Annotated in this window: 18 protein-coding genes; 3 read left to right on the forward strand and 15 right to left on the reverse strand. The window is 68.7% G+C overall.

Annotated elements, in window-relative coordinates:
- Positions 1-6: 6 nt before the first annotated feature.
- From E4V99_RS03235 to rplM, 8 genes are all read right to left on the reverse strand, one after another.
- The gene (locus E4V99_RS03235) at positions 7-1,008 is read right to left on the reverse strand and encodes an ABC transporter permease (RefSeq protein ID WP_135116409.1); all 1,002 of its coding nucleotides are present in this window, start codon (positions 1,006-1,008) and stop codon (positions 7-9) included.
- A complete protein-coding gene (locus E4V99_RS03240) occupies positions 1,005-2,537 on the reverse strand; it encodes a sugar ABC transporter ATP-binding protein (protein ID WP_135116410.1) in 1,533 nt (510 codons plus the stop codon). Before E4V99_RS03240 ends, E4V99_RS03235 begins: the two co-directional genes overlap by 4 nt.
- 56 nt (positions 2,538-2,593) lie before the next feature.
- Positions 2,594-3,598: a sugar ABC transporter substrate-binding protein gene (locus tag E4V99_RS03245; RefSeq protein ID WP_135116411.1), complete on the reverse strand. Its 1,005-nt coding sequence runs from the start codon at positions 3,596-3,598 to the stop codon at positions 2,594-2,596.
- A 46-nt stretch (positions 3,599-3,644) separates the two neighbouring features.
- Positions 3,645-5,291 (reverse strand): amidohydrolase, encoded by a 1,647-nt coding sequence (locus E4V99_RS03250; RefSeq protein ID WP_135116412.1) that lies wholly within the window; start codon positions 5,289-5,291, stop codon positions 3,645-3,647.
- Between the two features lie 218 nt (positions 5,292-5,509).
- Positions 5,510-6,988, reverse strand: a complete 1,479-nt coding sequence (locus tag E4V99_RS03255; RefSeq protein WP_135116413.1) for an aldehyde dehydrogenase family protein — start codon at positions 6,986-6,988, stop codon at positions 5,510-5,512.
- A gap of 247 nt (positions 6,989-7,235) precedes the next feature.
- Positions 7,236-8,594 carry a phosphoglucosamine mutase gene (glmM, locus tag E4V99_RS03260; RefSeq protein WP_135116414.1) on the reverse strand — a complete coding sequence of 453 codons (1,359 nt, stop codon included), beginning with the start codon at positions 8,592-8,594 and terminating at the stop codon, positions 7,236-7,238.
- Between the two features lie 14 nt (positions 8,595-8,608).
- Positions 8,609-9,073, reverse strand: coding sequence for a 30S ribosomal protein S9 (gene rpsI, locus E4V99_RS03265; RefSeq protein ID WP_135063485.1), 465 nt, complete (start codon positions 9,071-9,073; stop codon positions 8,609-8,611).
- Between the two features lie 20 nt (positions 9,074-9,093).
- The gene (gene rplM / locus E4V99_RS03270) at positions 9,094-9,540 is read right to left on the reverse strand and encodes a 50S ribosomal protein L13 (RefSeq protein ID WP_135116415.1); all 447 of its coding nucleotides are present in this window, start codon (positions 9,538-9,540) and stop codon (positions 9,094-9,096) included.
- A gap of 298 nt (positions 9,541-9,838) precedes the next feature.
- Between rplM and E4V99_RS03275 the strand changes: the two genes are divergently transcribed.
- A complete protein-coding gene (locus tag E4V99_RS03275; protein WP_135116416.1) occupies positions 9,839-10,903 on the forward strand; it encodes a PAS domain-containing sensor histidine kinase in 1,065 nt (354 codons plus the stop codon).
- 210 nt (positions 10,904-11,113) lie between these two features.
- A complete protein-coding gene (locus E4V99_RS03280) occupies positions 11,114-12,052 on the forward strand; it encodes an ABC transporter substrate-binding protein (RefSeq protein ID WP_135116417.1) in 939 nt (312 codons plus the stop codon).
- A gap of 97 nt (positions 12,053-12,149) precedes the next feature.
- On the opposite strand, the gene E4V99_RS03285 is transcribed toward E4V99_RS03280, so the two are convergent.
- Genes E4V99_RS03285 through E4V99_RS03310 form a run of 6 tightly spaced genes read right to left on the reverse strand, consistent with a single transcriptional unit; the run spans position 12,150 to position 18,372 of the window.
- Positions 12,150-13,577: an aldehyde dehydrogenase family protein gene (locus E4V99_RS03285; RefSeq protein ID WP_135116418.1), complete on the reverse strand. Its 1,428-nt coding sequence runs from the start codon at positions 13,575-13,577 to the stop codon at positions 12,150-12,152.
- Positions 13,574-14,800, reverse strand: a complete 1,227-nt coding sequence (locus E4V99_RS03290; protein ID WP_167758059.1) for an iron-containing alcohol dehydrogenase — start codon at positions 14,798-14,800, stop codon at positions 13,574-13,576. Before E4V99_RS03290 ends, E4V99_RS03285 begins: the two co-directional genes overlap by 4 nt.
- 20 nt (positions 14,801-14,820) lie before the next feature.
- Entirely contained in the window at positions 14,821-15,603 is a 783-nt protein-coding gene (locus tag E4V99_RS03295) for an aldolase/citrate lyase family protein (RefSeq protein ID WP_209305578.1), read from the reverse strand.
- On the reverse strand, positions 15,600-16,514 hold the full coding sequence (locus E4V99_RS03300) for a hypothetical protein (RefSeq protein ID WP_135116420.1): 915 nt from the start codon (positions 16,512-16,514) through the stop codon (positions 15,600-15,602). The genes E4V99_RS03295 and E4V99_RS03300 overlap by 4 nt, the downstream gene beginning before the upstream one ends.
- On the reverse strand, positions 16,511-17,449 hold the full coding sequence (locus E4V99_RS03305) for a 3-keto-5-aminohexanoate cleavage protein (RefSeq protein WP_135116421.1): 939 nt from the start codon (positions 17,447-17,449) through the stop codon (positions 16,511-16,513). The genes E4V99_RS03300 and E4V99_RS03305 overlap by 4 nt, the downstream gene beginning before the upstream one ends.
- A complete protein-coding gene (locus E4V99_RS03310) occupies positions 17,449-18,372 on the reverse strand; it encodes a DUF6282 family protein (protein WP_209305579.1) in 924 nt (307 codons plus the stop codon). The genes E4V99_RS03305 and E4V99_RS03310 overlap by 1 nt, the downstream gene beginning before the upstream one ends.
- Before the next feature lie 171 nt (positions 18,373-18,543).
- On the opposite strand from E4V99_RS03310, the gene E4V99_RS03315 reads away from it, so the two are divergent.
- On the forward strand, positions 18,544-20,376 hold the full coding sequence (locus E4V99_RS03315; RefSeq protein WP_135116422.1) for a nuclear transport factor 2 family protein: 1,833 nt from the start codon (positions 18,544-18,546) through the stop codon (positions 20,374-20,376).
- A gap of 36 nt (positions 20,377-20,412) precedes the next feature.
- Here E4V99_RS03315 and E4V99_RS03320 read toward each other — a convergent pair whose 3' ends face one another.
- Positions 20,413-21,180 carry an SDR family NAD(P)-dependent oxidoreductase gene (locus E4V99_RS03320; protein WP_187270423.1) on the reverse strand — a complete coding sequence of 256 codons (768 nt, stop codon included), beginning with the start codon at positions 21,178-21,180 and terminating at the stop codon, positions 20,413-20,415.
- Between the last annotated feature and the right edge of the window lie 113 nt (positions 21,181-21,293).

Below are 21,293 nucleotides of genomic sequence, written 5' to 3' on the forward strand. Positions count from 1 at the left end.
TCCGGCTCACGCCGCTTTCGCGAGCCGACGCGCTTTGGCCGACGCCATCCGGATGCGCAGGACGTGCGTGAGTGCGCTCAACCCGATCGCGGCCACGAGCGCGAGGCCGCTGGCGACGGCCTGCCAGAACGTCGTCACACCCAGCAGGACGAGCGAGTTGTTGAGGGCGCCGTAGAAGAGCACTCCGACGATGACTCCGAAGATCGTGCCCTCCCCACCGGTGAGCGCCACCCCTCCCAGAAGCACCGCGGTGAGGACCACCAGCTCGAAACCGGCGCCGAGCTGGCCGGCCGGCGCACTGTTGAGACGCGCGATGACGACGGTGCCGGCGAAACCGGCCATCGCGCCGGAGAGGATGAACAACCAGAACGGAAGCGCCCGCACTCGGACGCCGGAGAGGTAGGCCGCCTCCCGGTTCACACCGAGGGCATACACGTGCCGCCCCGTGGGCGTGTACGTCAGGAAGATGCCGGCGAGCACGAGCAGCAGAGCGGCGATCCACACCGACAGCGGCACCCCGGCCACCGTGCCGACGCCGAGGAGACCGAAATCGTCTCCGAAGTTGTTGCGCGGTGTGGGACTGATCAGCTGGGCGACCCCTCGCACCGCCGTCAATGTGCCGAGGGTCGTGATGAACGAATTCAACCCCAGCACGGTGACGATGAACGCGTTGAACAGCCCGACCACCGCCCCTGCCAGGATCGCCAGCAGAACCGCCACCGCGGGTTGCCCGGCCGCCTTGTCCATGACCAGCGACGCCACCACTCCGCCCAGCGCAAGGCTCGAGCCGACCGAGAGGTCGATGTAGCCGGCGATGAGCAGCATCGCGACGGGGATCGCGACGATCGCGATGACGGCGCTGTCCTGCAGGATGCCGCGGATGTTCTGCCATCCGAAGAACGAGTCGGTGACCAGCTGAACCCCGACGACGAGGAGGACCAGCACGATCAGGAGCGGAGTGCGCACGACGCCCTCGACGAGGGGCGTGAGCAGGCGATTGCGGTTCATGGGCGGGGTCCTTCGGGCAGATCGATGATGCGGGTGTCAGGAGCGGTGTCGTGCACGGCGGCGAGCACTTCGTCCGCCGTGACGTGTGCGACCGACATCTCCCGCACGACCGCTCCGCGGGCGAAGATGAGGCACCGGTGGGCAAGATCCACCACTTCCTCGGGCTCGTTGGTCGCCACGAGCACTCCGACGCCGCGCTCGGCGGCGAGCCGTTTGACGGCGTCGTAGATATCTTTGCGGGCTCCCACGTCGACGCCCTGGGTGGGGTCGTCGAGCAGGAGCACGCGGGTGCGGGCTGCGTCGTTGACCCAACGGCCGAGCAGGATCTTCTGCTGGTTCCCGCCGCTGAATCGGCCGGCCGCGAGATCCGAGCTCATCGGACGCAAGGCGAGCCAGGAGGCGACGCGCTCGAACACGCCGCGCTCGGCGGCTAGCGAGCGGACGCCGCCCCGGGCGAGGGCGCTCATCGAGCTGACGACGGTGTTGTCGAGGGCGCTCAGCGAGGCGAACAGTCCTTCGCGTGCGCGATCCCCCGGCACGAGCGCGATACCGCCCTTGAGTGCTCGCGCGGGAGAGGTGGCGTCGCGCGGAACGCCGTCCACGCTGACCGTCCCGCTCGTGCGGGGCAGCCGCCCGAAGACGGTGTTGAAGAATCGCGTGCGGCCGGAGCCGATCAGTCCGTAGCATGCGACGATCTCGCCGGGTGCGACGCTGATGTCGATGGGTCCGAGACCGGGGCCGGTGAGCCCTCGGACGGCAAGTGCCGGCGCGTCCCCCAGGCGTGGCGGGACGGGCCGGTCATGCGTGGCTCCGTGCCCGTCACTGATGGCTCCGACCAGCGAAGCCCGCGTGATCTCCTCTCCCCGCGCCGACCAGACCGCGCGCCCGTTGCGCATGACCGTGGCAGCGTCGGCGAGCGCCAGAACCTCACCGAGGAGATGCGTCACGTACAGGATGGCGATCCCGCGACTCGCGAGCTCGCGCACCAGCTCGCCCAGTCGTGCGGCTTCAGCTCGGGAAAGCGCGGCAGTGGGTTCGTCGAGGATGAGCAGGCGGGCGTCACGCTGGAGGACCTTGGCGATCTCCACCATCTGTCGCTGACCGATGGGGAGCGCGGCGACTTTCATGTCGGGGTCGATCCCGTGTGCGCCGATGTTGGCCAGCGCTTCGCGCGCCAGCGCCCGCTGCTCCCGCCGGCGGATGAATCCGCCCCGCGTGCGCTCCTGCCCGATGAAGAGGTTCTCGGCGACGGTCAGGTTCTCCAGGACGCTGAGATGCTGGTAGATCACGGCGACCCCTGCGGCGATGGATTCCCGCGGTGACAGGCCGGAATATTCTCGGCCGTCGATCTCGATGGCGCCGGCGGAGGGATGAGCGCCTCCACCGAGGCACTTGATGAGGGTCGATTTCCCGGCGCCGTTGTGGCCCAGCAGCGCGTGCACCTCTCCGTCGGGGATCTCCAGCGTCACGTCATCGAGGGCGAGGGTCGCGCCGTATCGCTTGGTCAGGCCACGTACTGCTACCGGCATGTGTGCTCCGTTCGTGAAGGAGCCGGGGCGGGCTCGCGCCCGCCCCGGCGGGTCGGTCAGCCGCCCAGTTCCGCGATGTAGTCGGCGAGGCTGGGGTCATCCGCCGTCACGAGCGTGACGGGCAGGTCGACGCTGGCGTCCTCCTCCCCTTCGCCGAGGGCGAGCGGGATGTCGATGACCTGCGCGACGAGGTCCTCGAGCGAGAAGTAGGTAGCGGCGCGGAAGAACCCGCCGTCCTGCATCTTCTGCAGGAGGAAGACGTTGGGGTCGAGTCCGCCCACGTAGGTCTGCTCGTCGTCCTCGGCACGGCCGGAGGCGACCAGCGCCTGGTAGGCGCCCTGCGCCGCGTCGCCGACCGCGGCGACGACGACGTTGACGTCGGGATGCTGCGCGAGCAGCGTCGTCGTGACCGACAACCCATCGTCCGGGGTGAGCGCCTGCTGGTCGGCGACGATCTGCAGATCGGGACCGGTCTCCTTGATCGCGTCGAGCAGCCCCTGAGTGCGCTCCTGACCGATCTGGCGCTCCGTCTCCGACAGGACGATCACCTTGGCATCGGGGCCGACGTTCTCCAGCGCCCACGACGCCGCGTCCTCGCCGAGCTGGTAGCCGGAGTCGTAGAAGCTGAACTGCAGCGTCGCGTCCTGGTTCGTCATGTCGCCGCCGTAGGTCACCCAGTACTTGCCGGCGTCACGGTATTGCTCCGCGACCGTCTCGAGGCTCGCCGGGTCGACCGGGAACGACACCACCGCGTCGATGTCGCTGGAAAGGTAGGAGTTGAGCTGGCTGACCTGCTTCTGCAGGTCCATCTCGTCGTTCGTGAAGACGACCTCGACGCCCTTCTCCGCCGCGCGGGCTTCGACGATGTTCACGATCGCGCCGTAGACCGGCAGGGCCGTGAACGGGTAGTCGAACAGGATCTTGTCGACGGTGCCGCGCTCGGCGGCCTCGCCGCCCCCGTCGCTCCCGGCGTCGTCGGCGGCGGTCGTGCTGCAGCCGGCGAGGATGAGGCTCGCGACGGCTGCCGAGGCGAGCGACGCGATGCGGATGCTGCGTTTCATGGTTCTCCTTCGGGTGTGGGTGATGCGGGAGAGGATGCGGGAACGGTCAACCGCGCGAATACACGCGGCGACCCGCGAACCAGGTCTCCACGGCGCGGGTGTCCACGATCCGGTCGGCCGGGACGGCGAACGGGTCCTGACTGAGGATCACGAAATCAGCGGACTTGCCGACGGTGAGCGATCCAGTGACGTCGTCGACGCCCATGGCGACCGCCGCGTTGATCGAGAAGGCCTCGAGCGCCTCCAGGAGGGAGATCGCCTGCTCCGGCCACAGGGCGCCGGGGGCGCGCCCGAGGGGGTCTTCGCGGGTGACCAGCCCCTGAATCCCCTCCCACGGGTCGGGCGAGACGCTGACGGGCCAGTCCGATCCGCCTGCCACGAGGACGCCCATGTCGATGAGCTCGCGGTTGGGATGCATGTGCATGGCGTCCGAACGCACCTGAGCGATCGCGTCCGGGATGACACCGGGGAACCACAGGAACGGCGAGATGTCCGCCGAGACGTCCAACGTCACGAAGCGGGCGCGGTCGTCGGGGTGGACGAACTGGCCGTGTGCGATCTGGTACTTCACTTCCGTGTGGCCGGCCGCGCGCACGCTCGCAATCGCGTCCAGTGCGACGCGCACGGCGGCGTCGCCGGTGCAGTGGATCTTGGCGCTGAGGCCCTGCGCTGCCGTGCGCAGCAGCCACGACTCCAGTTCGGCGGGCTGCATCGTGGTGACGCCGCAGTGGTGCGGGCCGTGCTCTTCGTCAGGCAGGTACGGGGTGAGGAATGCACCGGTGTAGGTCGGCGGGACCCCGTCCAGGGCGACTTTGACGAAGTCCGGGCGGTGATGGGCGCTGCGGAATTCCTCGCGCCGAGCGACGAGTTCGTCTCCGAAGGGGGTGTTGGCGAAGAGGAATCCACTGGACAGCAGCGACGACACCACCCAGGCGTGCAACTCGCCGTCTTCGTCCAACGCCCGCAGGGCGCCCATGATCTCGACCGTCGCTGCAGCATCCTGGAACGCCGTGATGCCGTAGGAGTGCAGGATCTCGATGGCGCGTGCGCTGGCGCGACGATAGCGCTCCGCGGTGCGCTGCAGGCTCCGGTCCACGGCGTCGATGACGGGGATGGTCGCCGATTCCATGAGCAGGCCGGTCGGCTCTCCGGTTTCCGGGTCGCGGACGATGCGGCCCTGATCGGGATCGGGAGTGTCGTCGCCGATCCCGGCAGCCTGAAGCGCTGCGGTGTTGGCGAAGCGATTGTGGTGACTGTCGTCGGTGAGGACGACCGGACGACCGCCTGCCGCCTCATCCATACGACGACGCGCCTCGATACGGGAGAAGTCGTCGAGCAGAAGGCTGCCGAATGCTTCACCGATCACCCACTCGTCGGGCCCGAGGTTCTCGGCGTACGCCCGCACGGCTTCGACGACGTCGTCGAAGCCCGCGGTGGGAGCGAAGCCGAGCTGGAAGAGGTCGGCCTCGCCCGCCATGAGGTGGTGGTTGTGCACATCGATCAGCCCGGGGATGACCGGGGCGCCACCGAGGTCGCGCACCTGCGTCTCGGCTCCCGCCAGGGCACGGATCTCCGCGTCGTCGCCGAGGGCGACGACGCGCCCGTCGGACACGGCCAACGCGGACGCCCGCGGATTCTCTCGATCGACGGTGTGCACGACGGCGTTGACGATGACGAGGTCGGGAGTGCGCATTCGGTCTCCTCCGGATCAGCGGTTCGGGGTACGTCACATCCTTGGTGCCCTGCACGCGCCGCGCTTGACCGCGGACGCAGCCGGGTTGACGCCGGGCGCAGGCATCGTCCGCCGGTGCACGGACGGTCAAGGCCGCTGCACGCGCCGGTAAACCGGGAGAATGCAGAAGCCGCCGGCCCCAGGGGCCGGCGGCTTCGAAGCGCGGAGGATCGGCTTCGTCAGCCGTTGATCACCTGCGGGACCGCGACGGCCTTGAGCCCTTCGACGCCGAACTCCAAGCCGTACCCCGAGCCCTTCACCCCGCCGAACGGAATCATCGGGTGCACTCCGCCGTGCGAGTTGATCCACACGGTGCCCGCCTGGATGCGCGCAGCCACAGCGCGCGCTCGGTCGCGGTCGTTCGACCAGACCGACGCCCCCAGGCCGACGTCGAGCCGGTTCGCGCTGGCGATCGCCTCCTCGATGTCGGTGTAGCGGATGACCGGGAGTGCGGGACCGAACTGCTCCTCGTCGACGAGCGCCACGCCGTCTGCGACGTCGGCGACGATCGTCGTGCGGTAGAACAGTTCGCCGAGCTCCGGTGCGGGCTCGCCGCCGGCGACGACGCGGCCGCCCTGAGCCTTGGCGTCTTCCACCAGGCGCGACACGATGTCGAACTGCTGCCGGTTCTGCAGGGGCCCGAGCACGTTCTCCTCGTCCAGTCCCACCCCCATCGGCACCTGCTCCGCCAAGGCGCCCAGCGCCGCCACGACGTCGTCATAGATGGAGTCGTGCACGTACAGGCGCTTGAGCGCGGCGCACGTCTGGCCGGTGTTGATGAACGCGCCCCAGAAGAGCCCCTCCGCGATCGCCTCCGGATCCGCGTCGGGAAGCACGATGCCGGCGTCGTTGCCGCCGAGTTCCAGCGTGAGGCGGGCCAGGTTGCCGGCCGAACTCTCGATGATCTTCCGCCCGGTGGCCGTCGACCCGGTGAACATCACCTTGTCGATGTCGGGATGCGACGCCAGGCGCGCACCGACCTCCCGATCGCCGGAGATACCGACGAGGACGTCTTCGGCGAGCACGTCGTTGAGCACGGCGAGCAGCGACAGCACGCTCAGGGGCGTGTATTCGCTGGGCTTGACCACGACCGTGTTGCCCATGCGGAGCGCCGGCGCGATCTGCCAGATCGCGATCATCATGGGCCAGTTCCACGGGCCGATCGCGCCCACCACCCCGGCCGCCCGGTAGACCAGCTCGGCGTACACCTCGCCGTCGTCGACGACGACCTGCGGCTCCAGCGGGGTGCCGGCCGCCGTCCGGAGCCAGGCGGAGCATGCTCCGACCTCGAAGCGTGCTCCGGGGCCGTTCAGGGGCTTGCCCTGCTCGCGGGAGAGGATGCGGGCCAGCGCGTCGGCCGCGGCGTCGACGCGGTCCGCCGCCTCGAGCAGGAGTCGGCTGCGTTCGTCATGCCCCTTCGCCTCCCAGGCCGGCTGGGCAGCCTTGGCGCGAGCGATGGCGGCGTCCAGGTCGTCCACCGAGTGCACCGGCGCGCGGCCGATGACCTCGCGCGTCGCGGCGTCCTGGATCTCGCGACCCTGGCCTTCGGGAGCCTGCACGCGGTCCAGGAGTGCGGTCTCGACGGATGACGACGCGGCACCGGTCGAAGCGTCCGCGTTCACGGCCGGGTCGGCGAGGGCAGGAGTGGGGTCGGACATCTTCGTCTCCTTCGGTGGGTGGATCGAGGCGGTGCCTTCAGCGCACGGCCGATACCTGCCAGTCTCCGCCGGGGAGAAGCCGCCCACTTGACGAACAGTGCGCGATGAATGACCGGGGGTGAACGGCTCGGCCCGCCGCATCCGCCGAGAGTGCATCGCCTCGGCGAGAGTGCACCGGATTCGGTGCACATTCGCCGAGGCGATGCACTTTCGCGGGACCAGCAGGGCCGCGCGACAGCGGCGCGGGCTACGCGGCCAGGCGCTCGCGGACGACGGCGGCGATGCGGTCGGCGTACGACTGGGCGGATGCCGCATCGGCAGCCTCGACCATCACCCGCACGAGGGCCTCTGTGCCGGATGCGCGCAGCAGCACGCGTCCGGTGTCGCCGAGTTCGGCCTGCACGGCCTCGACCTCCGCCTGCAGCACCTCGTCCGACCCCACGCGGGAGCGGTCGACGTCGCGGACGTTCAGCAGCACCTGCGGGAACACGGTCATGACCGACGCGAGCTCGGCGAGCGACTTGCCCTGACGCGCCATCTCGGCGACCAGGTGCAGGCCCGTGAGCAGCCCGTCACCGGTGGTGGCGAACTCGCTCATGATGACGTGGCCCGACTGCTCCCCACCGAGGGAGTAGCCGTTCTTGTTCATCGCCTCGAGCACGTAGCGGTCGCCGACGGCGGTCTGGACGACCTGGATGCCGTTGTCCTGCATCGCGCGGTGCAGCCCGAGATTGCTCATGACCGTCGCGACGAGGGTGTCGTCGACGAGGCGCCCGCGGTCTTTCATCGCCACGGCGAGGATTGCCATGATCTGGTCGCCGTCGACGATGCGGCCCTCCGCATCCACGGCGAGGCACCGGTCGGCGTCGCCGTCGTGGGCGATGCCGACGTCGGCGCCCATCTCGCGCACCTTGCGCGCGAGCTGGTCGAGATGCGTCGAGCCGACGCCATCGTTGATGTTGAGGCCGTCCGGGTCGGCGCCGATGACGGTGACGCGGGCGCCCGCGTCACGGAACGTCTCGGGCGAGACGCCGGCGGCGGCGCCGTGGGCGCAGTCGAGCACGACGTGGAGTCCGTCCAGGCGGTGCGGCAGTGAGCCGAGCAGGTGCACGACGTAACGGTCTTCCGCGTCGGCGAACCGGCGGATGCGGCCGACCCCGGCGCCCGTGGGCTGGAGCATGTCGCCGTCGAGGGCGGCTTCGATGCGCTGCTCGACCACGTCGGGGAGCTTGACGCCGCCACGGGCGAAGATCTTGATGCCGTTGTCGGGCGCGGGGTTGTGCGAGGCCGAGACCATGACGCCGAAGTCGGCGTCGATGTCGCCGATGAGGAACGCCGCGGCGGGGGTGGGCAGCACGCCGGCGTCGAGTACGTCGACACCGGATGAGGCGAGCCCGGCGGCGACCGCGGCGGAGAGGAACTCTCCCGACACGCGCGGGTCACGGGCAACGACGGCGGTGGGCCGCTTGCCCGCGGCGCGGCGCGCGGCGGCGGTACGGCCCTGGCCCAGGACGACAGCGGTCGCCTGGGCCAGGTGCAGCGCGAGGTCGGCGGTGAGGGGGCCGTTGGCCAGCCCCCTCACCCCGTCCGTGCCGAACAGCGGCATGGAGGTTTCCGAACTCAGCGCTTGGAGTACTGAGGCGCCTTGCGGGCCTTCTTGAGACCGGCCTTCTTGCGCTCGATGACGCGGGCGTCACGCGAGAGGAAGCCGGCCTTCTTCAGTGCCGGGCGGTTGTTCTCGGCGTCGATCTGGTTCAGCGCGCGGGCGATGCCCAGGCGCAGGGCGCCGGCCTGGCCGGAGTCGCCGCCGCCGGAGATGCGGGCGATGACGTCGTAGGCGCCGGTGAGGTTGAGCACCGTGAACGGGTCGGTGATCAGCTGCTGGTGGAGCTTGTTCGGGAAGTAGTCCTCGAACTCGCGGCCGTTGATGGTGATGACGCCGGTGCCCGGAACGAGGCGCACGCGGGCGATGGCCTGCTTGCGGCGGCCCACGGCTGCGCCGGGGACGGTGAGGACGGGGCGCTCGACGGCGGCGACGGTCTGGTCGGCCGGCGTCTCAGTGGAGTAGTTCTCGATGTTCGACACGAGTGATCCTTAATCGGCGCTTACTGGGCGACCTGGTCGAAGGTGTACATCTTGGGCTGCTGAGCACTGTGAGGGTGCTCTGCGCCGCGGTAGACCTTGAGCTTGGAGAGCTGCTGCGCACCGAGGCTGTTCTTCGGGAGCATGCCGCGAACGGCCTTCTCCACGGCGCGCTCGGGGTTCTTCGCGAGCAGTTCTTCGTAGGTCACCGACTTGAGGCCGCCCGGGTAACCCGAGTGGCGGTAGGCCTTCTTCTTCTGGAGCTTCTGGCCCGTCAGCGCGACCTTGTCGGCGTTGATGATGATGACGAAGTCGCCGGCGTCCATGTGGTTGGCGAAGGTCGGCTTGTGCTTGCCGCGGAGGAGCACGGCGGCGTGCGAGGCGAGGCGACCGAGGACGACGTCGGTCGCGTCGATCACGAGCCACTCGCGCTGGGCGTCGCCAGCTTTGGGGGTATAAGTGCGCGTCACAGTAGTGCTGCTTTCTGATTCGAACGGAGGTGTTCGTGAATCCCGCTCCGGGGGCTTTTCCGGCCGAGGGCCGGCGAAGACACCAGTGGAGGGCTCACGTTCGCGGTGGCACGCCAGCAGACGGCGTGCACCAAAGGGTTAGCTTACGGCATCCGGATGCTGCGGCCAAACAGCATCCGCTCTTGCGGGGGTTTCGAAAATCGGTCATCGTGTCCCCCGAACGGGGGACAACTGATTACAGTGGGCGCAGCGACGACCTCCGAAGCGAGCGGCTCGTCGCTCATCTTTGGGGGCTGAGATGAGAAGAGCGGTAACCCACCGCGTCCGGGCGACGCGTGCTGCGTCGCCCACGGAGGCGCACATCCCGGATTGGGCGTCGCAGGTAACGTCCATCGCGATCATCCGGCTGGATGCCGCGGGCCGGGTGCGCTCGTGGAATCCGGGCGCCGAGCGCATCAAGGGGTACACCGCGCGGGAGATCATCGGATCCTCCTTCGAGCGGTTCTACCGACCGCAGGAGCGCGACCGGCAGGTGCCCGCCCGGCTGCTGGAGCGCGCGGCGCGCACGGGGTCCGCCGAAGACACGGGGTGGCGGGTGCGGGCGGACGGGTCCCTGTTCTGGGCGCGCGTGGTCATCACGGCGCTGCGGGCAGAGGACTCCACCCTCACCGGGTACGTCACGCTCACGCGCGACCTCACCGCCGAGAAGCGCGCGGAGGACGAGCGCGCGGCCTTCCTGCGCGCCTTCGCGCACGACTACCTCTCCCCCATCACGGCGCTGCGCGGGTACGTCGATCTGCTGGAGGAGGCCGCGCCCGAGCATCACGCGCTCATCGAGCGGATCTCGACGGTGAGCGACCACCTCGTGTCGATGATGTCGGAGCTGACCGGCCATGTGTCCGGCGCTCCCGCCGGCGAGCGCGAGAGTGTGGCGCTGGGCACCCTGGTGCGGGAGGCGGCGGCGCTCGTGCTCTCGGACGACGAATTCTCGCGGCTCCGCATCGCCGGCGACCGGCGGCTGCGCGTTCTGACGGAGGCGCCGATGCTGCGCCGAGCCGTGGCGAACGTGATCGACAACGCGGCGAAGTACAGCTCCGACGACATCCGCATCACGATCTCCGCGCAAGACGGCGAGGCGGTCGTCGCCGTGACGGACACCGGCCGCGGGATCGCGCCGGAGGATGCGCCGACGATCTTCTCGCCCTTCGAACGGGGCCGCCTCGCCGACGCCGAGGACGGCGGATCGGGCCTGGGCCTGGCGAGCGTCCGCGAGATCGTCGAGCGCCTGGGCGGCGGGGTCGAGCTGACCTCCGCCCTCGGCGAGGGCACGACGGTGACCCTCACCCTCCCCCTGCGCGCCTGAGCCGCGCGCCAGCTCAGACGAACGCGCACCCACCCACCACCCAGGTGAGTCCCGAATGCCGATTTCGTGAGTCACGTATGGAGCGGCCGAACTCACCCTGGTCATGGCCACCTCGGTCCCATATAATGAATCCCGTGTTCGCATAGCGCACGCCGACGTATCTCGCAGAACAGCTGTCGGTATCCAAGACAACGGGGTGGTTGCAAGAAGATGCTGGACCGAATTCTCCGCGAGGACGCCGTCTCGGCACATGAGCCGCTGGCGCCGATCACCGTCTCCGGAAGCTACTGGATCGAGCTGGCACCCGTGCTGGTGGCAGCCCGCGACTTCTACCCTCAGCCCCTCACCGTCGGCGAAGGCGGCATCACCAAGATCACCTCGGGGGAAGCCGATCTTGCGACGAACGCGGAGACGCAGCTGCTGCGTGAGTCCATCACCAACCCCGACCTTCGGATCGTCATGACGGTCACTGAGGGTTTCTTCCGGCTGGTGGGGCGGAAATCGGCGGGCATCCGAACCCTCGCGGATCTCCAGGGCAAGAAGATCATGCTGCCTCGTAAGACCTCGGCGAACTACTTCCTTGTGGCGATGCTGGGAACCGTCGGGCTCACCGAGGCCGATGTGGAGATCATCGGTCTCGCGCAGGAGAAGGACGGCCAGAGCGGGATGGCGCAGATGTCGGGCTACCTCGCCCGGGGGGAAGTCGACGCGATCTCCATCTGGGAGCCGGAGTCGGTGAACGCTCTCGAACGGCTGGGCGATGATGCGATCGTCTTCCAGGATCGAGACCTCTATCGCGAGGTGTTCAACCTCCATGCGAGGGCGCAAGACCTCGCCGACCCCGAGAAGCGCCGCGCGATCCTCGCGTACGTGCGCTCTGTCGCCGAAGCGACCGAGGCGCTGAAGGAGGAGCCGACGCGGTACTGGGATCACCTCTCCGACGTCTCCGGATTCTCCCTCCACGAGATCGAAGAGAGCTGGCCGGAGTTGGAATTCCCTGTCCAGATCGTCCCCGACATGCTTGATGTCCTGGAGCGCGAGGATGTGTGGGTGGCAAAGGAGCTCGATCGGGCGCCGCGCACCCGCGAGGAGTTGGCGAAGCTGATCGACCACTCTGTCCTCCCGGAGGCGCTCCAGACTCGGTCGTGACGCGCGACCGCGCGTAGGGCCGGTTCCCACGACAGTTGCTGAACCGTGTGCGAACGGTTCAGCAAACTGTCTTATCGGAGGCCCGGTGGGCCCGGTATCAGGCCGTGAGGGCGATGTACTGCGTCTCGAGGAACTCCCGGATTCCCTCGAAGCCGCCCTCCCGACCCAGGCCGCTCTGCTTCACACCCCCGAACGGAGCCGAGGGGTCGCTGACCACACCGCGATTGACCGCCACCATGCCGGCTTCCAGACGGGCTGCGACCGCGATCGCGTCGGATTCAGGTCCGAACACATATGCCATCAAGCCGAAGATCGTGTCGTTGGCCATCCGGACGGCCTCATCGACATCGTCGAAGCGCACGACGGCGGTGACCGGGCCGAAGATCTCCGTGTCGTTGATGGTCCCGCCGTGGCGGACGCCCGTGAGCAGGGTGGCCGGATAGAAGGCCCCATGGGTGGTCGGGTCGTCCCCGCGCACCACCGTCGCACCCTCATCCACCGCGGTGGCCACCAGCGCAGCGATCTTGTCGCGCTCACGCAGGGACACCTGCGCTCCGAGCGTGTTCTCCCGGTTCGCGCCCGGCCCCATCCGCACCTCGCCGAGGGCGGCATCCATCGCGGCCACGAACTCGTCGTGCACGGAGGTGTGCACGTAGAACCGGTTGGCGGCAGTACACGCCGATCCGCCGTTGCGCATCTTCGCCTGCAACGCGCCTTCCACCGCATGGGCGACGTTCGCGTCAGGCAGGACGATCAGCGGTGCGTTGCCGCCCAGCTCCATGGAGGCGCTCACCACCGTGTCCGCACAGGCGTGCAAGAGTTCACGGCCGACTTCCGTCGACCCGGTGAACGACAGCTTCCGCACTTCGGGGCGAGCCAGCATCCGCGCCACGAGCGGTCCCGTGGGCACCGGTGTCACGAGGTTCACCACGCCGGCCGGAGCTCCCGCGCGCCGCAGCACGTCGACGACGTACGCCGCGGTGAGCGGCGTCTCCCTGGCGGGCTTGAGGATCGTCGCGCAGCCCGCCGCCAACGCCGGGGCGAGCTTGCGGGTCGCCATGGCCGCGGGGAAGTTCCATGGGGTGATCAGCAGCGAGACCCCGATCGGCCGGTGGTCGACCACGATCCGTTTGTCTCCACCCGGAGACAAACGGTAGTCACCGGTCACGCGCACCGCTTCTTCGGAGAACCAGCGGAAGAACTCCGTCGCATACGCCGCCTCGCCGACGGCGTCCGGCCAGGACTTTCCGTTCTCTCGCACGATGATCTCGGTGAACTGCTCCTGCTCGCGGCGGAGGATCTCGAATACGGATCGCAGCAGTTCTCCACGTTCGCGAGGCGCAGTAGCCGCCCACCCCGCTTGGGCCGCTGATGCGGCGTCGACGGCGTCATCGCAGTCGGCCGCCGTGGCGATCGCGAACTGCGCGATGACGGACAGATCGGATGGGTCGACGACATCGAATCGCTCGCCATCGCTGCCGGGACGCCACTCGCCGTCGATGAACAGATCGGTGAGCAGAGTCATCGGAGTGCGCTTTCGGTGAGTCGCCCCGCATGTGCGGAGCGGAGGATCCGCACGAGGAGTGCGTGATCGACGGGTATCGGACAGATGCTGATCAGCCGGACGGAGTCCAGGGCGAGTTCGGCGATGGTCGGGAGCTGCGATTCGCTGATCCCGATGTCGGCCAGAGTCCCGGGCACCCCGATCTCGGCGTTCAGTGCGGCGAGCGACCGGACCACCCCCGCCGCACCCCCCGTGACGCCCATCGCAGCGCCGAGCGTCTCGATGCGCGCGGCGGTGGCCACGTCCTCGCGAAGCACGTCGAGGACGTACGGCAGCAGAAGGCCGGTGCCCAATCCGTGTGGGGTCTTGGTCAGCGCCCCGAGCGGGTACTGCAGGGCGTGGGAGAGGTGAGTGCCCGTGGGCCCGAACGCGATCCCCGCTTGCAGGGACGCGACCGCCATCTCCGCTCTGGCCCGCCGATGACCCGGCGTGCTGACGGCGACGGGCAGCCAGCGGCGGATCCGCCCGGAGGCTTCCAGGCTGAGCGCTTCGGTGAGCACGTTCCGCCCGGTGAACACCGGGAGTTCGCCCTCTTCGTCCGGGTCGCGGGGCAGCTGACCCGCGGTGTAGGACTCCACCGCGTGCACGAGCGCATCGATGCCGGCGAACGCCGTGACCGAGGCGGGTGCCCCGAGCGCGAGCTCCGGGTCCACGATCGCCGCGACCGGCACGAGGTGAGGACTGGACACGCCGATCTTGAGTCCGCGCTCCGGGTCCGATACGACCGCGACGGGCGTCACTTCGCTGCCCGTGCCGGCAGTGGTGGGAACCGCGATGATCGGCAGGACCGGTCCGGGGACGAGGTTCTCGCCGTAATACCGGGAAAGCGGTCCACCATGGGTCAGTAATACCGCGACGAGTTTGGCGGCATCGAGGGCGCTGCCGCCGCCGACCGCCAGGATCGCCCCCACGCCCCGACGTGCCGCCACCTCGGCGATAGCCGTCAACGATTCCACCGGCAGCTCGGGGGCCACTTCGCTGTGCACGTGGAGCTCCACGCCGGCAGCGCGCACCGCCTCGCACATCTGGGTGAAGACCGGTGTGCCGACCAGGAATGGGTCGGCGATCACGAGCACGTGGTCGGCATGGGCTGCCAGCAGCCGCGGGATCTGGGCGCGGACCCCGAACCCGACCTGGATCTGGGCGGGCAGACGCAAGACGCCCCGCAGAGTGTCCTGTGTCATCCCTGACGCACCGTCCTGTGTCATCGCAGCCTCACCGTCCTGCCTGCCGCGACGGCGGTCCTCGCGGCGCCGCCGAGCAGACTCGCGTCATTGCTCATGATCGTGAAACTGAAGCCCGCGTCGACGGCGCGCCGGACCGCGGCGATGTCTGCCCCGCCGGCGTTGCCGATGGGGATACCCGCCTCGCGTGCCGTCGCGACGGTCTGCGCGATGAGGGCGAGGAGCCCAGGATCGGACTCGCCCGCACCTTCGCTCTGGGCGAGGTCGGCTGCGCCGACCAGCAGCGCGTCCACTCCGTCCACCGCCGCGATCTCGGCTGCATTCGCAACGGATGTGGCGCTCTCGACCTGGGCGATGAGCACGACTTCCTCCTGCCCGAAGCGCAGATACTCGGAGCGCGGCAGCGCGCCCCATTCTCCGGCGCGGCCGGTTGCACCGACACCGCGCTCACCGCGCGGGGGGAACCGAACGGCCGCTGCGGCCCGCCGGGCCTGCTCGGCGTCATCGACGTGCGGCACCATGATCCCGTCGGCGCCCGCGTCCAGCAGTCGACCGATGGTCCCGCCGGCGATAGCCGGCACGCGGACGATGGCCGAGACGCCGGAGGCGCGGGCGATCCCGATGAGTCCGTAGGCGGTCTGCAGATCGATGGTGGAGTGCTCGAGGTCGATCACCGCGAAATCGAAGCCCGCCAGCGCGATGAGCTCCATGCTCTCCATCGCGGCGATCTTGACCCAGGTGCCCAGGACGGGGCGGTCCCCGCCGGCCAGCGCGGCGCGGAACGGACTGCGCGCGGGGGTCACGGCGCCGGGTAGTCGTCGGCGTTGAGCACCCAGCCGGAGGCGGAGAAATCCACGCGTGGCGGCGAGAAGATGTCGATCAGCTGCTGGTGCGGGCCGACGCCCTGCGTGGTGTGGATGGTCGGCGGCGGGATGATGCAGATCGACGGCGTCGCGATCTCCCGGTGCTCGTCCTCACGCCACGCGGTCGAATCGGGGCCCCACGGGTAACGGATGTGGTGCACGAAGCGGCCCTCGATCGCCAGCGAAATCTGCTCGAAGTCGTCGTGGTGATGCGGCGAGAGCTTCTTCTCGTCGCGGGGCGCCGGCTCCTCGGCGAGGAAGTTCACCATGAGGTTCGTGGTGCGGAAGATGCGGCCGAACCGACCCTCGGCGATCGGAGTCGCCGCGAGCGGATATACCCGGAGGCGGAACCCGCCCACCGGGTCCGGCCAGGGATCGAGGGGAGCAGCCCGCTGGTCCGGCTGCGCGTACGCCTCGGCATTCAGGGCGCCCTCACGCAGGTCCTCCGCCACGACGGAGAACAACCGGATCAGAAGTCCGTCCTCCTCGACGCGCACCGTGCTGTCGCCGGGGGGCACGACCACGAGGGCCTCCTCGTCGACGTGCGCGGTCGCGGTTCCGGCGGTCACCGTGACCGGCGCGCTGCCGGCGACCATGAGGACGGTGTATTCATCCGGCTGACCGGTTCGGGCGAACACATCGCCCGCTTTGGCCTGTGTGTAGCCGATGACGGCGTTGGCAGAGCGCGCGAGCCACGTTCTGCTGCCGCCGGGGGTGGTCTCGGTGGGCGGCTCGCCCAGGAACTCGATCCACTGAGATGCCTTGATCGGCGTGGACGCATCCCCCGTGCGGGCCGGGGCGACGGAGGCGAGGGTGGATCGGATGTCGTCGGCGGCGTAGGACGTGGTCATAGCTGGGTGGCTCCTGTTCGTTCGCGGCCGCGCAGACCGAGAATGCTCCGGGCTTCGTCGGGCGTGGCGATCTGTCGGCCGAGGTCTTCGACGATGCCCCGGATCTTCCGCACCTGCTGTGCGTTGGAGTCTGCGAGACGGCCCTTACCGATCCACAGACTGTCTTCGAGACCGACACGCACGTGCCCGCCCAGCCACGCGCTGTGCGTGGCGAACGTCATCTGGTCTTTTCCGGCGGCGAAGGCCGAGAACTGGTAGTCGGTGCCGAACAGCTTGTCGGCGATTCGCACCATGTGGGCGAGGTTCTCGTGATCGGCGCCGATCCCGCCGAGGATGCCGAATACCCCTTGGATCAGGAACGGCGGCTTGACCAGTCCTTTGTCGACGAAGTACGCAAGCGTGTAGAGGTGTCCGATGTCGTAGCACTCGTACTCGAAGCGCGTGCCCATCTCGCCGAGCGTGACCAACGTGTGCTCGATCCTGTCGAACGTATTGATGAAGGGGTGCGAGTACGTGCCGAGCACGTAGGGCCTCTCCCAGTCGTGCTTCCAGTGGCTCACCCGGTCGGCGATCCCCGAGTACACGAAGTTCATCGAACCCATGTTCATGCTGGCCAGTTCGGGTCGGAAGCGCAGCGCCCCTGCGAGGCGCTCGTCCATCGTCATCTGCGAGGAACCACCCGTGGTGATGTTGATGATCGCGTCGGTCGCGTCCATGACGGCCGGCACGATCTGCTCGAAGACCTCTGGCTCCCATGCAGGTCGGCCGTCGGGGTGCCGCGCGTGCAGGTGGATGATCGCCGATCCTGCGGCGACCGACTCCACCGCCGCCTGCACGATCTGTTCCGGCGTCGCAGGGAGTGCGTCGCTCTGGGACGGGACGTTGACCGAGCCGGTCACGGCTGTCGTGATGACAACCCTGTCCACAAGCTGCATCAGTGGGAGTCCTCGAGCCCTAGGAGGTATGCCGTGTTGACGCAGATCATCTGGCGGATGGCGCTTTCCTTGATGCCGTGGTCCAGCAGCTGCTGCACGACGTACACATAGCCGTCGACCGGAAGCGGGTTGCCCTTCTGCCCCAGGTCCGAGTCGATCACCGTGCGCTCCGGCCCGATCTTCTCGATCCAGTCCACGAGCCGCTGGATCGGCCACCGCGGCGCAGGGACGTCCGGGTGGTACATCGCCAGTTCGTGCTCGACGAAGGCGCCGAACGACAGCATCCGCTCGATCTCGTGCTCCGGGGTGTTCACGATGAAGTCCGGGTGGTGCAGGAGCAGTCGCTTCACGCCGTTGCGGTGCGCGTTCTCCATGAAGGCGCCCATCGACTCGCCGTCGAGATGTCCGCCGGTCAGCAGGATGTCGGCCTCCGCGACAAGCTTGGTGACTGCATCGCCTGCTGCGGTGATGTCACCGTCCTCACCGATCGGGTTCTCCGGCTGCTCATAAAGGTTCGCGCCCACGGTCGGGAATCCGTCGTCGTGGCTGTGCGCGGCGATGTGCTGGGCCGCCGAGACGGTCGGCCCCCACACGCAGCGGCCGCCCATCGCGATCGCAAGGGCGACCGCGGAGGGATTCACGCCTCCAACCTCCGTGTTCAGTGCGACACCCCCGTACATCGGCGTCGGAGCGTCGCTGAGGAGCTTGCTCATCGCCAGGAGGTCCATGACGGTGTTGTGGTGATGCGACTTGACCAGGATGGCCCGCATCCCGATGCGCGCGCCGTCGTATGAGGCGTCGACATGGTCGAGCCGACGGGGGAACGGGCTGGGGCCGGAGTGGCAGTGCAGATCGACTGTGCCGTCCAGAACTTTCAGCAACGCAGGTGAGATTTCGGGGGCAGGTTCGGTCGTCACAGGCACAGCGCCATCCTTCGTTCGTATACTGGGATCACAGATCACATTATGAAAGCAGGCCGATGTTGTCCAGCATTGATCGCACATTCTCTCGTCAAGGTTCTCGAACCACCGTTCGCAATATGCTCACCTCATTGCGCAGTGCGCACCAGAAGTGCTGTTGAGTGAGAGGTCACAATGATCAGCGATGACAAGTTTGGGGTGCGCCAGGGCAGCGCTTTGGCGAGCGACCTGGGCCTGCTCGAGGCCGTGCGGGCGGTGAAGCGCCTCCAGCACACGTGGGGCCACTACGCCGACGCCGCCGATTTCTCCGCCATGGCAGACCTCTTCTCCACGAACGGGCGCCTGATCCTCGGGGACGAGCGGGCGGACGGACGCGAGGCCATCCGCCTGCTGCTGGTGTCGGCGATGGGGCAGGGTGCTCCCGAACCCCGTCCGGACCGACTGAACGTACGGCTCTTGATGTCACCTGTGGTGACGGTCGCCGCCGATGGGCGTACGGCTCGAGGCCGTTGGCACGAGCTCGCCCTGATCGGGCGCCAGGGTGTCCACGCGACCTGGTCGGGGGGCATCCAGGAGAACGAGTACGTCCGTGAGGACGGCGTGTGGAAGATCCGTCAGATCCATCACCACCCGCAGTTCGCCGGGGAGCACCGCGAAGGCTGGCACAGCGTGAACGAGGCGGTCCCCCTCGTCCCCTTCCACTTCACCCCTGATGAGGCGGGCACCATCATCCGTAAGGGGAACGCCGCCGGCGCCGGGCAGGCTCCCGAGCCGACCGAGACCGCGGCTCGGGTCCGCGCACTGCGTGCGGAAACCGCTGTGCGCAACCTGCTCTCGGCATACGGACACTATGCCGACCGCAAGCTCTGGGACGACATCGTGGATCTGTTCTCCGAGGACGGCACGCTTGAGCGGGACCAGCAGCGATGGAGTGGGGCGGCGGAGATCCGGCGGGGGCTTGAGGGCTGTTCGCCTGCAGGGCTGCAGCACGGCGAACTCCACGACCACCTCGAGCTCATGCCCGTCGTGACGGTGACACCGGATGGTGCCGGCGCGCGAGTTCGCGCGATGGAGCTGCAGCTATCGGCGAGGCACGGCGAGTTCGCGCGCTGGAGCGTCAGCGTGTGCGACGGGGAGTTCTACGAGGCGGATGGCCGTTGGCGGATCCGCAGCATGGTGTTCCGCACGCGCCTGCTCGCCGATCACGCGCATGGCTGGATGAATCTCCCCGATGAGGGGCCCACGACCGCCTACCCGCACGGCACAGCGCCGGCGGTGACGTTCGCGCATCCGGTTCTGCACGCTGCGGTCGCCCCCCTGGAGGCCGCGGGCGTGGCCCCCGCCGAAGTGCGCCGTCAGATGGCGGTGGAGCGTGCCGTGGACGCCGCCGAGAACCTGGCCTGCGCGTACGGATACTTCCTCGATGAAGCGCACTGGGACGAAGCGGCGGATCTGTTCGCCGCCGAGGGATGGAAGGAGCTGTCGTACATCGGCACCTTCATCGGGCGTGAGCGCATTCGCGAGTCGATGGTCGCGCGATACGGACGACGGCATCGAAACCCCCGCTTCCTGCCCATCCATCAGAAGACTCAGCCCTACGTCAGCGTCTCGCCGGACGGGATGCGCGCGCAGATCCGGCTGAAGATGCTCCAGGTGAATGCCGGCTGGGATCGCGACGCGAGCACGGTGCTCGGGGTCTACGAAGAGCAGGCCGTTCTGGAGGATGGGATCTGGCGCATCCACGGGATGGACCTCGAGTACATCGCCGTGGCCGACTGGGCACGCGGCTGGGCCGGGGTCGCCCCCGAACAGTCCCGGCTCTTCGCTCCGACGGAAGAACAGATCGCCGCCTTCGAACCCGCACCCGATGCACCGCTGCGCGGTCAGGCCTTCGCACCGTTCCCCGAGATCCGCCCCCTGGGGTTCCACTACGAGAATCCGGTGACGGGGAGACCGCCTGCTCTTCTCTTCTCCTGGTCGGATGGCAGGTTCGCCCCGACGCCCTGATGGCGGGCATACGGGGACGCCATGGGGCTCTGATCGTCAGGCGGCGTAGCCGCCGTCCACCCTCAGCTGCACGCCGCTGATGTGAGCGGCCCGGTCACTCATCAGCCATGCGGCGGTCTCGGCGACATCGTCGGTCGACGCCATCTTCCGCAGCGGGGTCGCCGCCACCCGCGCCTCCACGCCCCCGGGGATCGCGACGCGCGTCGCTGCGAGCATCGGCGTCGCGGTGGGCCCCGGGGCGACCGAGTTGACGCGGATGCCGGCGGGGCCGGCATCGTGAGCTGCCGTTCCGGTGAGACCCGCCACGGCGTGTTTGGTCGCCTGGTACGCTCCCATGCCGCTGCTCGCCCGGAGTGCGCCGACGCTGGTGACGTTGACGATCGACCCTCGCCCGGCCTTTCTCATCGCCGCGAGCTCGGCCCGCATGCAGAGCCATACTCCCTTGACGTTGACGGCCATGATGCGGTCGAACTCCTCCTCACTGAGGTCCTCGAGCAGCCCCGCCTGAGTTATAGCGGCATTGTTCAACGCGCCGTCGATGCGTCCGTATCGATCGACCACCGCGTCCACCATGTGCGCCACGTCGGCAGGCACGGTGACATCGCAGCGGACGGCCGCGGCATCCAGACCTGCGCCGTGCAGTTCGTCGAGAAGGTCGTGGAGGAGGTCTTCGCTACGCGCGGCGAGCATCACCGATGCACCCTCGCGAGCGAACAGACGGGCTGCATCGGCGCCGATCCCGGTGCTGGCACCCACCACGAGGATGACCTTGTCCTGAAGCAGACCGTACGGTTTCGCGTCCATGCGAACTCCTCTCCCGCCACGCAGGCGGGTCATCGAACGAATATCAGGCTGTTCGTAACCCGAACACTATGACTATATTGTGAACCGCACTGAAGCGGAACATCCGCGAGATG

This window comes from Microbacterium sp. dk485 (assembly GCF_004570445.1).
Classification (GTDB): Bacteria; Actinomycetota; Actinomycetes; order Actinomycetales; family Microbacteriaceae; genus Microbacterium; species Microbacterium wangchenii.